Annotated in this window: 14 protein-coding genes; 12 read left to right on the top strand and 2 right to left on the bottom strand. The window is 50.6% G+C overall.

Annotation, left to right across the window (positions count from 1 at the left end; genetic code table 11):
- The first annotated feature begins 113 nt into the window (after window positions 1–113).
- The 5 genes from DPRO_RS00065 to tsf all read left to right on the top strand — a co-directional run bounded on the left by DPRO_RS00065 (window position 114) and on the right by tsf (window position 5,645).
- The gene (locus DPRO_RS00065) at window positions 114–1,076 is read left to right on the top strand and encodes a ParB N-terminal domain-containing protein (RefSeq protein ID WP_097010231.1); all 963 of its coding nucleotides are present in this window, start codon (window positions 114–116) and stop codon (window positions 1,074–1,076) included.
- On the top strand, window positions 1,069–2,187 hold the full coding sequence (locus tag DPRO_RS00060) for an SPL family radical SAM protein (RefSeq protein ID WP_097010230.1): 1,119 nt from the start codon (window positions 1,069–1,071) through the stop codon (window positions 2,185–2,187). Before DPRO_RS00065 ends, DPRO_RS00060 begins: the two co-directional genes overlap by 8 nt.
- 60 nt (window positions 2,188–2,247) lie before the next feature.
- Complete coding sequence (locus DPRO_RS00055; RefSeq protein ID WP_097010229.1) at window positions 2,248–3,852, top strand: glycosyltransferase; 1,605 nt, start codon at window positions 2,248–2,250, stop codon at window positions 3,850–3,852.
- Window positions 3,853–4,013: 161 nt separating this feature from the next.
- Window positions 4,014–4,793: a 30S ribosomal protein S2 gene (rpsB, locus tag DPRO_RS00050; RefSeq protein WP_097010228.1), complete on the top strand. Its 780-nt coding sequence runs from the start codon at window positions 4,014–4,016 to the stop codon at window positions 4,791–4,793.
- Window positions 4,794–4,820: 27 nt separating this feature from the next.
- Window positions 4,821–5,645, top strand: a complete 825-nt coding sequence (gene tsf, locus DPRO_RS00045; RefSeq protein ID WP_097010227.1) for a translation elongation factor Ts — start codon at window positions 4,821–4,823, stop codon at window positions 5,643–5,645.
- A 39-nt stretch (window positions 5,646–5,684) separates the two neighbouring features.
- On the opposite strand, the gene DPRO_RS20585 is transcribed toward tsf, so the two are convergent.
- Window positions 5,685–5,813, bottom strand: coding sequence for a hypothetical protein (locus tag DPRO_RS20585; protein WP_269459704.1), 129 nt, complete (start codon window positions 5,811–5,813; stop codon window positions 5,685–5,687).
- A gap of 55 nt (window positions 5,814–5,868) precedes the next feature.
- Here DPRO_RS20585 and pyrH point away from each other — a divergent pair, with 55 nt between their 5' ends.
- From pyrH to tsaB, 7 genes are all read left to right on the top strand, one after another.
- Entirely contained in the window at window positions 5,869–6,591 is a 723-nt protein-coding gene (pyrH, locus tag DPRO_RS00040; protein WP_097010226.1) for a UMP kinase, read from the top strand.
- A gap of 1 nt (window position 6,592) precedes the next feature.
- The gene (gene frr, locus DPRO_RS00035; RefSeq protein ID WP_097010225.1) at window positions 6,593–7,147 is read left to right on the top strand and encodes a ribosome recycling factor; all 555 of its coding nucleotides are present in this window, start codon (window positions 6,593–6,595) and stop codon (window positions 7,145–7,147) included.
- Window positions 7,148–7,157: 10 nt separating this feature from the next.
- Window positions 7,158–7,871: an isoprenyl transferase gene (locus DPRO_RS00030; RefSeq protein ID WP_232005653.1), complete on the top strand. Its 714-nt coding sequence runs from the start codon at window positions 7,158–7,160 to the stop codon at window positions 7,869–7,871.
- A 105-nt stretch (window positions 7,872–7,976) separates the two neighbouring features.
- Complete coding sequence (locus tag DPRO_RS00025; RefSeq protein WP_097010223.1) at window positions 7,977–8,780, top strand: phosphatidate cytidylyltransferase; 804 nt, start codon at window positions 7,977–7,979, stop codon at window positions 8,778–8,780.
- Window positions 8,781–8,792: 12 nt separating this feature from the next.
- Window positions 8,793–9,992, top strand: coding sequence for a 1-deoxy-D-xylulose-5-phosphate reductoisomerase (dxr, locus tag DPRO_RS00020; RefSeq protein WP_097010222.1), 1,200 nt, complete (start codon window positions 8,793–8,795; stop codon window positions 9,990–9,992).
- A 63-nt stretch (window positions 9,993–10,055) separates the two neighbouring features.
- Window positions 10,056–11,120: an RIP metalloprotease RseP gene (gene rseP / locus DPRO_RS00015; RefSeq protein ID WP_097010221.1), complete on the top strand. Its 1,065-nt coding sequence runs from the start codon at window positions 10,056–10,058 to the stop codon at window positions 11,118–11,120.
- Window positions 11,095–11,883 (top strand): tRNA (adenosine(37)-N6)-threonylcarbamoyltransferase complex dimerization subunit type 1 TsaB, encoded by a 789-nt coding sequence (gene tsaB / locus DPRO_RS00010; RefSeq protein ID WP_097010220.1) that lies wholly within the window; start codon window positions 11,095–11,097, stop codon window positions 11,881–11,883. The genes rseP and tsaB overlap by 26 nt, the downstream gene beginning before the upstream one ends.
- A 93-nt stretch (window positions 11,884–11,976) precedes the next feature.
- On the opposite strand, the gene dnaA is transcribed toward tsaB, so the two are convergent.
- On the bottom strand, window positions 11,977–13,341 hold the full coding sequence (gene dnaA / locus DPRO_RS00005; RefSeq protein ID WP_097010219.1) for a chromosomal replication initiator protein DnaA: 1,365 nt from the start codon (window positions 13,339–13,341) through the stop codon (window positions 11,977–11,979).
- Window positions 13,342–13,520 lie beyond the last annotated feature (179 nt).

Raw genomic sequence — 13,520 nt, 5'->3', positions numbered from 1 at the left:
TATCGTACTGATTTTACATGCACTTCAAGCCCTTTTTCGTCAAAATTTCGTCAATAAGTTAATAATATCATAAACATACATCTCGTTTTTCAGTTTTTTCACAGGAGCACAATTTGCAACTTTCCAATGAAATTATTTCCGCCTCTGCCGATGCCGTAAAAAACGGCGGCCAGCACCTATTCTGGTCTGAGAATATCAATGAATCATTAGAGATATCCATAGGTCAATTCGGCCAAACTACCCCCGTTTTGGCACAGGAGTCCGACGCCGGACTTGAATTGATATCCGGCCATGCCCGGCTTGAAGTAATGAAAAGGTTGTCAAATCCTGTGCTGGTTCGTGTTGTGACCGATGCTTCCCCACTGGATAAGGGACTTCTTTATCTGGCTGACAACACGCACAAAGAGATTGATGACGGCATGCGACTGGCTGCACTCAATTACTTTGCGCCTCTGACTGATAGTTCGTACCTGCGGCAAACGATTCTCCCGATGATAGGAATCAAATCAAAAAGCAAAAATGCCAAACTTCTCATGCGTTGGCTGGACCTCCCAAATAACTGGCAACACCACATGCAAGCCGGACGCATTCCCATGGCTGCGGGGGATGTTTTATTGAAGATGGACAAAGCTGACCGCGACGCCATCGAGCCGCTTTTCGACTCTTTTTCCTGGTCACGATCCAATGCCGTCAACATGCTCACATGGCTGTTTGAGGCCGGGAAAATGCAGGGAAAAACTGTAGCTCAAGTCATGGCCGATTCGGGTATCACCGCGACGTTGGGGCAAGGCTTGTCACCAAAGGACGCCATTGCCCGATTGACCGCCGTAGCCAAAGAAACCCGGTACCCTCATCTCAATTCATTACAGGCGTCTTTTGATAAAGCAGCTCGCGACATCACCACGGGTACATCCTGGCGAATGGTTCAGCCCAACAACTTCGAGACAGGTGGTACGGAGCTAACTGTATCCGTGAAGAATGTGGAGCAACTGGAAAAGGCAACCCGGGAGCTTGAAACCATTGGCTCTTCGCCTCAGTGGAAAACCATATGGTCATTGGGAGAACAAAATGACTAACTCCAGCTCCCTCCCAAACCATTTAAGAAACATCCGACATGTTTTTGTGGATGAAACGATGCAGGACTCCCCCATCACGCAACGAGTTCGGGAACGCCTTGCTTCGACCAGCCACGCAGATATTCCTTGGACCACCCTCCCCAGCGGGAGCGACAGAGTTGAATTTGACCAAGGCAAAGATCAGGCACTGTATCTCAAGGAATACAAAGGGAAATTTCTTCGATTCTGCCCTGGCACACGTGCCTATCACTGCTGCGGCTATCGAATCATTCACTTTGGCGAGAACTGCCCCATGCGCTGTTCATACTGCATTCTTCAAGCCTACTTTCAGGACAGAATTCTCAAGATATGGGCAAACCAACAGGATTTGTTCAGCGAACTGGGGGACGCCTTCGGTGCCGACCGGAACAAGCGATACCGTGTCGGAACCGGTGAATTCACCGACTCACTCGCCCTTGAACACCTCACGGGGTACGCTGGCGACATGATCGAGTTCCTTGGCGATTATGACAACGTGGCCCTCGAGCTCAAATCGAAGATCGTGGACCTGTCATGGATGGACAGTGTCAAACGCCCGGATCGAATCCTTCCGGCGTGGTCGCTCAATGCTCCCTTTGTTAACGAACACGAGGAGTTTGATGTTTCCACTCTGAAAGAGCGCCTAAACGCCGCAAAAGTATGCGCTGATGCAGGATTTCGTGTCTGTCTGCACTTTGACCCGATAATCCACTATCCGGGATGGAAAGAAGGATACGCAGAGATAATTGATACGATTTTTGACTACCTGTCCCCCGCTGACATTGCCTACATGTCACTGGGATCATTTCGCTGCATGCCGCAACTGACACCGATCATTGCTGACAATTTCCCTGATACAACGTACATATACAATGAGTTTGTCTCAGGCTTGGACGGCAAGGCCCGCCTGCTCAGACCTCTGCGAGTGGAACAATTCCAATTCATGGTGAATCGACTTCGCTCACACGGAATGGACAAACAGCTCTACTTTTGCATGGAATCAACAGAGGTATGGAAAGAAGTGTTCGGCTACGCCCCCAGCGATTTTGGCGGGCTTGGGAAACATCTCATGGCACAAGCATTCGGCGAATAGAGTATACCTATTTCCCGTTACCTTGCGCACAAACAGCATGAATCAGGACCAAGCATCATAATGCCCACCCCCTACATTCATACCGATCGCTTTGAAGAGTTGGATCACATTGACTTGAACACGGTTTTTGGTGTTCTCAAAATCCATTGCGCCAATTTTCAACCGGACATCGAATCATGTCTCGTGTTCCTTTTGCGGATATTGCGGGACAAAGATGCTGCCAACCACCCGGATACACGGGACTGGGTAACGCACCTCATCCGTAAAATTCGAGACCATGGCCCCTTTAATCGGCGAGGCCTTGAGCTGGCTTTCAAGCTAACCAACGATCAGGATATTGATGCCCGCCTGGAACGGTTACGCTATTTCGACCTCCCCCCCGAGATGCTGGATTTTCGTTCTGTCATGTCGTCCCAACGCGCCATGCGCAGGAAGCGGGAGCTACTTCAGGAAACACTTGACCGTATGCCAGGTCACGTGCTGGCAGCCTCTCAACTCCTTCAACTGGACGCCTACGAAGGACACAAGGAAAGTCCATGGTTGGAAAAGGTGACGATTCCCAAATTCTTTGAAGCTGAATGGAATCAACGCCTGTTTCAGCATCACGCGAGCGTCGGCAACACTGACCGCGCCATGGAATTGCTCCCGAGAATAGCGCAATCCCCACTCAGTGAAATACAGTTGAACCTTGCTGCCGAGTTATACGTAGCCAGTGGCTCAACAGAACAGGCGCTCCATTGCTACCGGGAATCCCTGAAACTCGATCCACACCAGTTGCCTGTTCGTCACCGGTTAGCTGAGTTGGAATCCCCGTTTGTCCCAGACAATGAGCGAATCAACATCGATCGCGTCTGTATCTGTGTGTACACATGGAACAAAGCGGAAGATCTTGAAAGAACACTTGCCAGCCTCGCTCAAACCTACATCGGCTCAGCGCGCATTCGAATCCTGCTGAATGGCTGCACGGATAACAGCCTTCAGATTGTCAAGGAAGCACAGACACTGTTCCCGGATAATGATTTCAAGTGGATTGAAATACCGGTCAATATTGGCGCTCCTGCAGCACGCAACTGGCTGGCCTCTCTTTCCGATGTGCGTGAGTCAGATTTTGTCGCGTATATAGATGATGATGTGGAGTTGCCACGAGACTGGTTGGCCCACTTCCTGACAGTCATGTATCAATACCCGGATACGTCCGTGGTTGGGTGCAAGGTTGTATATGGTAATAATACGAACATGCTGCAGTACTTGCACAGGACGTTCTCATTGGCGCAAAACGGACTTATCAAGCTGTCGAACCCGAATCAGATAGCCGAGTCTGATCGCGGTCAATACAATTTCATCCGCACGACTGATCATGTCATGGGGTGTTGTCACTTGTTACGAATGGACCATTTCCCTCAGGGAATCAATTTCGACATACGTTATTCGCCCAGCCAGATTGACGACATCGCCCACGACATCAAGACACGCGTGAACAATGGTGTAATCAGGTACTGCGGACTGGTGACCTGTGTGCACCACCAAAATACCGGTGGTGGTTTTAAACGACGCATGACAGATGCACAGGTAGGACAAGTCATGGGTAATGACATGAAGCTCTACCACCAGTTTGAAGGAGAGATGGACAAAATCAACTCTCTGATGAGCGAAAGCGCCTCATAACAAATATGAAAAAAAAGGGATGTCCAACTTGCCATCCCCGAAAGAATACGATAAGTACCCCCGACTTCAAATTCACACATTCCGCCCATAACTCCGGGTGGTCCGTGATGGCACGGACTCCTAAATGAACGCGGAATGGACGAAAAACCCAGGAGATTATCATGGCTTACGTAACTATGAAGCAGATGCTGGAAACCGGCGTCCACTTCGGCCACCAGACCCGCCGTTGGAACCCCAAAATGCGCCCCTACATCTTCGGCGCCCGCAACGGTATCCACATCATGGACCTGCAGCAGACTGTCAAAATGTTTGCTACTGCCCACGACTTCATCGTGGACACTGTCGCTCAGGGCGGCAAGGTCCTGTTCATCGGCACCAAGCGCCAGGCGCAGGAAGCCGTATCCCAGGAAGCAGAACGTGCTGGCATGTTCTACGTCACCCACCGCTGGATGGGCGGCACCCTGACCAACTTTCAGACCATCAAGCGTTCCATTGACCGCCTGAAGCACCTCGAGCAGATGTTCGAAGATGGCTCCATCTCCCGCTACACCAAGAAGGAAGCAGTGGGAATGAACCGCGAGATCAAGAAGCTGAACCTCGCTCTTGGTGGTATCAAGGACCTGACCGAAGCTCCCAAGGCAGCTTTCGTCATCGATCCCAAGCGTGAACACATCGCCATCCAGGAATGCCGCAAGCTCGGTATCCCCGTAGTTGCTGTCGTTGACTCCAACTGCGACCCGGATGTTGTCGACTACATCATCCCCGGTAACGACGATGCAATCCGCGCAATCAAGCTGTTTGCCACTCACATGGCCGACGCCTGCATCGAAGGTGCTGCCATGCAGAAAGACTACGCTGCAAAAGCTGCTGAAGAAGCAAAAGCTGCCAAGGCAGACAAGGCTGAAGAAGCCCCTAAAACCGAAGAAAAGGCAGAAGCGTAAGCTTCCGGCCACTGAGGAGAAATTATAATGGGTATCACCGCATCTCAAGTTAAAGAACTGCGCGAGAAGACCGGCGTTGGCATGATGGATTGCAAGAAAGCCCTGGTAGAGTCCGGTGGCGACGAAGAAAAAGCAATCATGTACCTTCGCGAAAAAGGTCTGTCCAAAGCCGCCAAAAAGGCCGGACGCGCCACTTCTGAAGGACTTATTACTCCTTACATCTCTGAAGATGGCAAGACTGCTGTCATCGCTGAACTGCTCTGCGAGACCGACTTCGTAGCCAAAGGCGACGACTTCCAGGCTTTCTCTGCCGCTCTGTCCGAGAAGATTGCCGGTCTGGATGTTACCGCTGGCACCGCTGAAGACCTGCCCGAAGAGATCACCGACGTCACCGACCTCATCGCCAAACTCGGTGAGAACATGGGTGTCGGCCGCTTCGCCAAGGTAACCACCGATGGCGTTCTCGGCGTATACGTACACTCCAACAACAAGCTTGCTTCCATTGTTGAGCTTGATGGCGGAGATGAAGACCTGGCAAAAGACATCGCAATGCATGTTGCTGCCATGAACCCGACCTGCCTCACTTCCGATGAACTTCCTGCCGAGGTTCTGGAAAAGGAAAAAGCTCTGTACCTGAAGCAGGCCATGGACGAAGGCAAGCCCGAGAACATTGCTGAGAAGATCGTCATGGGACGCCTCAACAAGTTCTACTCCGAAGTCTGCCTCGTGAACCAAGCATTCATCAAAGAAGACAAAAAGTCTATTAAGGACGTGCTCAACGGCGCCAACGTCGTCAGCATGGCCCGACTCGCCCTAGGCGAAGGGGCCGCCGCTGAAGAGAGCGAAGACTAAATATAAGGAAAACGGGCCTCACGGCCCGTTTTTTTTGAGCTATTTATACAGGCTGTTGATACGAGCGGTGACACGCGACCCATATTTCTGGTAATCGCGGATCAAGCTACTGTTCATGTTTTTCTTGCATGACCAGTCACTCCGCTCTTTATCGACAGCCTGAAACATGCTATCGCCTTTTGGCGAGTTCGTATTACTTTAATAAGAACCATACGAGGTGACAATGAGCAAAGCACGGTACAACCGGGTCTTACTCAAGCTCAGCGGCGAAGCACTCGCCGGAGAACAAACCTTTGGAATTGAACCCGAAGCAATCGGTCAATTTGCCAAAGAAATCGCAGATGTCGCATCAACGGGCCTTCAAATTGCGCTCGTAATTGGTGGCGGCAACATATTCCGCGGAATGGCTGCCAGCGCCAAAGGCATGGATCGCGCACAAGGCGATTACATGGGAATGCTGGCAACCATCATGAACGCCCTTGCCGTGCAGGACGCATTGGAAAAATGCGGCTGTGACACTCGAGTCCTTACCGCCATATCTATGGCTGAAGTCGCGGAGCCGTACATTCGTCGCCGCGCTCTGCGCCACATGGACAAAGGACGCGTTGTCATTTGTGCAGCAGGCACCGGAAACCCCTACTTTACGACCGATTCTGGTGCAGCACTCAGAGCTTTGGAGTTGAAATGCGATGCCATTTTCAAAGCGACCAAAGTCGATGGCGTTTATGACAAAGATCCCAAAAAATATGCCGACGCTGTAAAGTATGAAACCGTCACCTACATGGAAACACTGGAAAAACGCCTTGGCGTTATGGATTCCACAGCAATTTCCATGGCCCGCGACAACGATCTGCCTATAGTTGTGTTCAATCTGTATGAAGAAGGTAATATTCGCAAGGCAGCCAACGGAGAACCTATAGGAACGATTGTTCAAGGAGGAGACTAAAATGCAATCCCTGCTTAATGATGGAAAGAAACGAATGGACGGTGCCATCAGTGCACTGAAGAAAGAGTTCGACAAACTCCGCACCGGTCGTGCGACCACTGCGCTTGTCGATAATATCATAGTTGATTATTACGGAACGCCCACCCCGCTTAACCAGCTGGCTTCCGTTTCCGTCCCTGATCCCAAAACCATCACCATTCAACCTTGGGACAAGGGTGCGTTTGCTTCTACAGAAAAAGCAATCATGTCCTCCGACCTCGGCCTGACTCCGGTAAACGACGGCAAGATCATTCGCATCTCGATTCCCCCGCTCACAGAAGAGCGCCGCAAAGACCTTGTCAAAGTCGCGAAAAAGTACACCGAAGACTGCAAGATTGCTATTCGCAACGTTCGCCGTGATCTGAACGATTCTCTGAAGACCATGGAGAAAGACAAGGAAATCAGCGAAGACGAAAAGAAAAAAGGTGAAGCTGACGTTCAGAAGCTCACTGATGATTTCGTAAAACTCAGCGAATCCACCCTTGAAGCCAAGGAAAAAGAAATCCTTGAAATCTAAGGCTTTACTCTTGGAAAAATCCACTATTCCAGCTCATATCGCCATCATCATGGATGGCAATGGACGGTGGGCGAAACAGCGCGGGCTGCCTCGGACAGAAGGCCATAAGGCCGGAACAGAGACAGCCCGCGCCGTCGTCACACGTTGCCGTGAATTAGGGGTCAAACACCTCACGCTTTACACGTTTTCCAAAGAAAACTGGTCACGCCCGAAAGATGAAGTGAAGACGCTTTTCGACCTGCTGACCACTTTTCTGAAGCGGGAAGAGAAAAGCCTCAAGCAGCAAGGAATCCGTTTGTCTGTTCTCGGAGAAATCGACGACATGCCCCTGGCTGTTCGTCAAGTGCTCAAGCACGTTATGCGGCAAACCAAAGACTGCGATGGCATGACACTCAACCTGGCTCTGAATTATTCCGGGCGCGATGAAATATTGCGTGCGACTCGCTCCCTGGTAGAGCAAGGTGTCTCACCAGAAGAAATCACTGAAGAATCATTTGCTGCGGAACTCTGGACCAATGGTCAACCGGACCCGGATCTGATCATCAGGACAAGCGGCGAGTTGCGGCTATCAAACTACCTCTTGTTCCAATGTGCATATTCCGAATTCTACTTTACAGACATACTGTGGCCGGACTTCAGCCCGAACGAACTGGAAAAAGCGATTTCAGAGCTTGGCAACAGGGAGCGTCGATTTGGAAAAACCGGAGACCAGGTTTCCACATAGTGCAGCACCCTGAACAAGGCGTGTTGCCCCCGGTATATAAATAGCGTAAACAAGAGCATACAAGCCTTTTAATCATAAATAAAATAACCGCTCAAAGTACTATATATGGATATCCCCGCTCACCAAAAGCGCATAGCTACCAGCATAGGCCTCGCCATAATCCCCGCACTTGCTCTCATTTTTCAAGGATGGGTGCTCTTCACAGCCTTAGCAGTCCTGTGCTCCTTCGCATTATGGGAGTACTATGACCTCTTTCGTTCACATCAGGGTATCAAGACCGTAAAATCCCTTGGCACCGCTTTCGCCTTCCTTCTTTTGGGTGCCTTTACCACCGGAGACCTCATCTACCCTGCCGTGGTTATTGTTTTCGCCTTCTGGGTAGCTGCATTCATTTTTCTATTTCGCTATTCAACGGACATGACAGCTTCGTTCGTACAGGCCATGATATTCCTGTCCGGACTTATTTATATCCCAGTCAACCTGCACTTTTTCCTGAATTTTTCACCTGCTGAATGCATCCTTGTCATTGGTGCTGCCGCTGTATCCGATACTGCCGCCTTTTACGCTGGCTCCATGTGGGGCAAGAAAAAGATATGGCCTAAGGTAAGCCCCAAAAAATCCTGGGCAGGCAGCCTTGGGGGACTCACGGCCTGTGTTATCGGCACTACCATTTTTGGATCCTTCTTGGGAACCGCAGCCATTTGGCAGTGGATTCTGCTCGGAGCAGCACTGAACATTGCAGCACAAATGGGTGATTTCTTTGAATCAGCACTCAAACGCTCTTTGGAAATCAAGGATTCCGGGCGTTTTCTTCCTGGTCATGGTGGATTGCTTGATCGGGTGGACTCTCTGCTTCTGGTCGTTCCAGTATATGGGCTGCTCAGTGCCATGCATCCTTTCTTCCAGTAATTCGGATTTATCGTGAAATCATATATATCGACCTGGCCTGACAACGCGGAGCTCCCGGCCTTTCCCCGTTCACTCTGCATATTAGGCGCAACCGGATCAATTGGCACAAGCGCACTGAAGGTCATCAAAAAGCACCCTGACCTCTTTCAGGTCACGGCTCTGGCTGGTGGTACCAATGCCAAACGGTTGGCCCAGCTTTGCACCGTCTTTCGTCCACCATATGTTGGCGTCCTCAATGATGAAGTAAGAAAAGCTTTCATCGCCTACCTCCCGTGTGGCTACAAGCCCGAGATTGTGGTTGGCCCCGAAGGATACGCTGAATTGGCAAGCATGGAAGAGGTAGACTATGTTCTTTCTTCCATAGTGGGAGCTGCCGGATTCATTCCTACCCTCGCAGCGGCAAAAGCTGGCAAGATGATCGGCCTTGCAAACAAAGAGTCACTCGTACTTGGTGGCCATATCATCAGGGATGCGTGTCATGCTTCCGGCGCGACAATCCTGCCTGTTGACTCTGAACACAACGCGCTTTTCCAGGGACTGACAGGTCACAACGGAAACGACGAGCTCAAACGTCTTATTCTGACTGCTTCCGGTGGTCCGTTTCGAGGCAAAGATCGAGAATTTCTCAAGACTGTCACACGAGACCAGGCACTGGCCCACCCCAACTGGGACATGGGAGCCAAAATTTCCATCGACTCGGCCACACTCATGAACAAGGGACTTGAGGTCATCGAAGCATGTCATCTCTATGGCTTGCCTGTTGACCTTGTAGACGTCGTTGTTCACCCGCAATCCATCATCCATTCTTTGGTTGAATACATAGATGGTTCACAGCTCGCTCACCTTGGTAATCCTGACATGCAGGTTCCGATTGCCCATTGCCTCTGCTTCCCGAAGCGTGTGGAAGTAGATGTACCACAACTGAACCTTGCCGAGATAGGAAACCTGACTTTTGAAGACCCAGACCTGACCGCTTTTCCGTGTCTCCGCCTTGCCAGAGAGGCATTCGAGGCAGGCCCAAGCCATCCGATAGTTCTCAATGCGGTCAACGAAATTGCTGTTTCTTCTTTCCTTGATGAAAAAATTGATTATCTTGATATTCCGGCCATGATTGAAACGGCACTTGAGCAACATGTCCCGGTGGATGTATCCACCCCTGAGGCCGTGCTTGATCTGGACAGAACAGCACGCAAGTTGGCCGGGAACCAATAACAACGGACTATTACGCAACCGTTGTTTAACGCCGCACCTCATCTGCGGCCATACGAGGAAATTATGCTGACCAGCGCTATTGCCATCATACTCGCACTCGGCGGACTTATTTTCTTTCACGAGCTCGGTCATTTTGCCGTAGCCAGAATGTTTCGTATGGGAGTCAAAGCCTTTTCACTCGGCTTTGGGCCCAAACTGTTTGGATTCACAAGAGGAAAAACTGAATACAAGCTTTCACTGATCCCCCTTGGAGGATATGTCGCCTTAGCTGGTGAAACAGGTGAAGAGGAAGAAGCGGAAGAGTTTGCCGATGATGAACTCTTTTCCAATCGCCCTGCCTGGCAGCGCATGTTTGTTGTAGCAGCAGGGCCGTTCTTCAACTTCCTTCTGGCATTTCTCATCTTCTGGTTCATCGTCTTGATGCAGGGGCAAGGAATCAGTCTTCCCACTGTCGGTGGGGTTATGGAAGATTCACCCGCAGCATCCGCCGGTATTCAACCCGGTGACAATGTTCTGGCCATCGATGGGCAATCCATTCAATCCTGGTCCGAACTGGTCAAAACGATTAGGCAGCGCGGTGAAAACGAACTTGAATTTCTCGTTGAGCGCGAAGGGACCACGCAAAAATTCTACATCACTCCTGAAGTGAATACCGTTAAAAACCTCTTTGGGGAGGAAGTTACCGCCCCGCTTGTGGGAATAACCCAAGGCGGAAATGTTGCCTATGTTCCTGTAGAAGGAACCGGCTTTACCGTAGCGCTCCAGCATACCTGGAACATGTCGAGAGTGGTCGTCAAAGGATTTGTTTCCATCATTGAACGCCTCATTCCCGTAGAGACCATTGGCGGGCCAATCATGTTGGCCCAGATGGTACACACCAGTGCTCAGTCAGGATTCTTTGACCTTCTCGGAATGGTCGCAATCATTTCCATCAATCTCGCAATTATCAACCTGCTTCCCATCCCTGTACTCGATGGCGGACACATTTTGTTCTTTGCGATTGAAACCGTTATCAGGCGTCCATTAAACGAGCGGTGGAAAGCCTTTTCGATGCGTATTGGCATCATGCTCTTACTCATGCTCATGGCGTTGGCTATATTCAATGACTTCCGTAGAATCCTCTCGTAAAGCTACCCTGCTGCTCGCCATGAGCGGCACGGAAGAACGGCTCCAGTTTGTTTTAGGACGCCCGGCAGACACTGGTTATACAGTACTCGCATCGCGGGAGTGGACGGTCCCGGGAGAGTCTATTCGATTTCTGACTCCCGGCATTCAGGAAACACTGCAAAGCATGGACCTGGATGTCGCTGATATCGACCGAATTGCGTGCACCCGTGGTCCGGGAAGTTTTACCGGCCTTCGTCTGGTGCTCGCTGCGGCCGAAGGCATGGCGGCAGGTTCCGGTGCTCAGCTTGCCGGGATGGACTACCTCTCACTCCTGGCCTCGGGACCGGGCCCGTTGCTCGACGGAGTCCTGCATGTACTGACATACGCTCGACGCGGTCTTGTCTACATTCAAAGCTATAGTGCGCCAGCCATGACCGAGCTTGAACCGCTTGCTTCGGTTACGCTCGATCAGGCAGCTACACGAATCACTGAATGTGGAACTCCGTGCTATTTAGTTGGGACTGGGATTCGCAAGAACAGTGAATTCTTCAAGGAATTTGAAAAAAATACCACCCACTGCACTCTGCTTCCCTCGCGCTGGGACAATCCATCCCCAGAGCTTCTTCTCGAAGCAGCTGCTACCGCCGATTATTCCCAATCATCCATTGATCCCATCTATGTCCGGGCAACCGATGCCGAGGACAACCTTCCCAACATTGCCAAAAAACGTGGAATTGATCCTGAAAAAGCAAAACGGCGACTAACTGAACTTCAGAACAGTTAAATCGCCGATCTCTGTTTTTCAAAAAAGCACCCCCGGATTATCTGCATCATACGAATGATACCGAAAACTCCGGGGGAACTGTGGGGGGCATTTTTACGGAGTAAGACGTTCCGCAGTTTGCTCTAATTGACGCCCCAGCGGGGTCTGAAGCGAGATTTCACGCTCAACCTTGGTGATACCCTTCAGTACGGTCGAATGGCGGCGTCCAAGCTTTTCCCCGATGGCCTTCAAGGACAACTCCGTGTGCTTGCGGACAAGGTAGAAAGCTGTGTTGCGAGCAAGAACGATCTGCCGCTTCCTGCTTTTGGATTTGAGCTCGTCTTCTGAAAGGGAATAGCTTTTACAAACGAAATCGATGATGTGCGCATAGTCGGGAGAGGGATTCTGAACAGCATAGTTGTCCAGCACTTCCCACGCCAGATTCATTGTGACTGCACGATTCAACAGACGCGCTTTCAGCACCATGTTGTTGAGGCAGCTTTCAAGCTGGCGGATATCAGTCGTAATGCGTTCAGCCAAAAGCTCGGTCACTTCGACAGGCACATTTACCTGCAGCTTGCGTGCTTTTTCCTGCACAATACGACGCCGGGTCTCCAGGTCTGGGCGATCGATATGCGCCAAGAAGCCAGAACAGAATCGAGACACCAGTCGATTATCAATCCCGGAAAAATCTTTGGGCATGAAAGAACTGGTCAGCACGACCTTGCACCCTCTTTCCCGCAAAGCACCCAGTGTACAAAGAAGCTCTTCCTGCATCTTTTCCTTGCCCTGGAAAAAGTGCACGTCCTCCAACAGGAGTACGTCTATGTTCTCACGGAACTGGGCTTTGAACTGATCGACCTGACGCCCCTTGATGGCAAGCACCATGCGTGTTGCGAAGTCTTCAGAAGAAAGACATGCCACCCGAACATTTTTTCTGTTGGATGTTGCACAAAGGTGATGCCCAACGGAATGCAGGAGATGCGTTTTACCAAGTCCCGGTTCCGAACTGAGGAACAGGTGATCAGAGTTAAACGCTGAATGCGAAATAGATTTACTTGCCGCGCACGCCAATTCGTTGGAAGGCCCGATGACAAAATCATCAAAGCTGAATCGCCAGTTGTTTGCAGCGATCGGGCGGGGCGCATCGGCAATAGGAAGACCAAGGTGCTCCTGCCGAGGTTGCGGAACATGCACTTTGGGCTTGGGAGAAGACTTGAGCACAGGAGCCACAGTTTTTTCTGTGTTGGCTACGATGGTAATCTTCGGTTCACCGCCCATAACCTGGGCAGCAGTTTCAGAAAGGACAGGCAACAAGCGATCACGCACCCAATTGGCTACGAAATCATTTGGTGCAGTCAATACCAATCGATTGCCATCTACCTTACCGGACAATGGCTTGATCCAAACAGAATATACACCTGGATTAAGGCTTTTTTCGAGAGATCGGAGTATTTGCTTCCACGCAGTCTTCATCATGTAGGTGGAGATAGTTGATTGTCTCAAGAGACACAATTCTTGAAAATCAATCGTACGAGGAAAAACAGGTTCAGGTTATCTACACCCCCTAACCAATTTAACGACCTAAAAACACTGTATTTTTGCGATAGACCACATAGTTTGGCGTTTCCCGGCAGGTCTACCATGAAACAGCGGAG

This window comes from Pseudodesulfovibrio profundus, assembly GCF_900217235.1.
GTDB lineage: Bacteria > Desulfobacterota > Desulfovibrionia > Desulfovibrionales > Desulfovibrionaceae > Pseudodesulfovibrio > Pseudodesulfovibrio profundus.
Note: the sequence above shows the minus strand (reverse complement) of the source record. Positions and strands in the feature narration are given on the sequence as shown.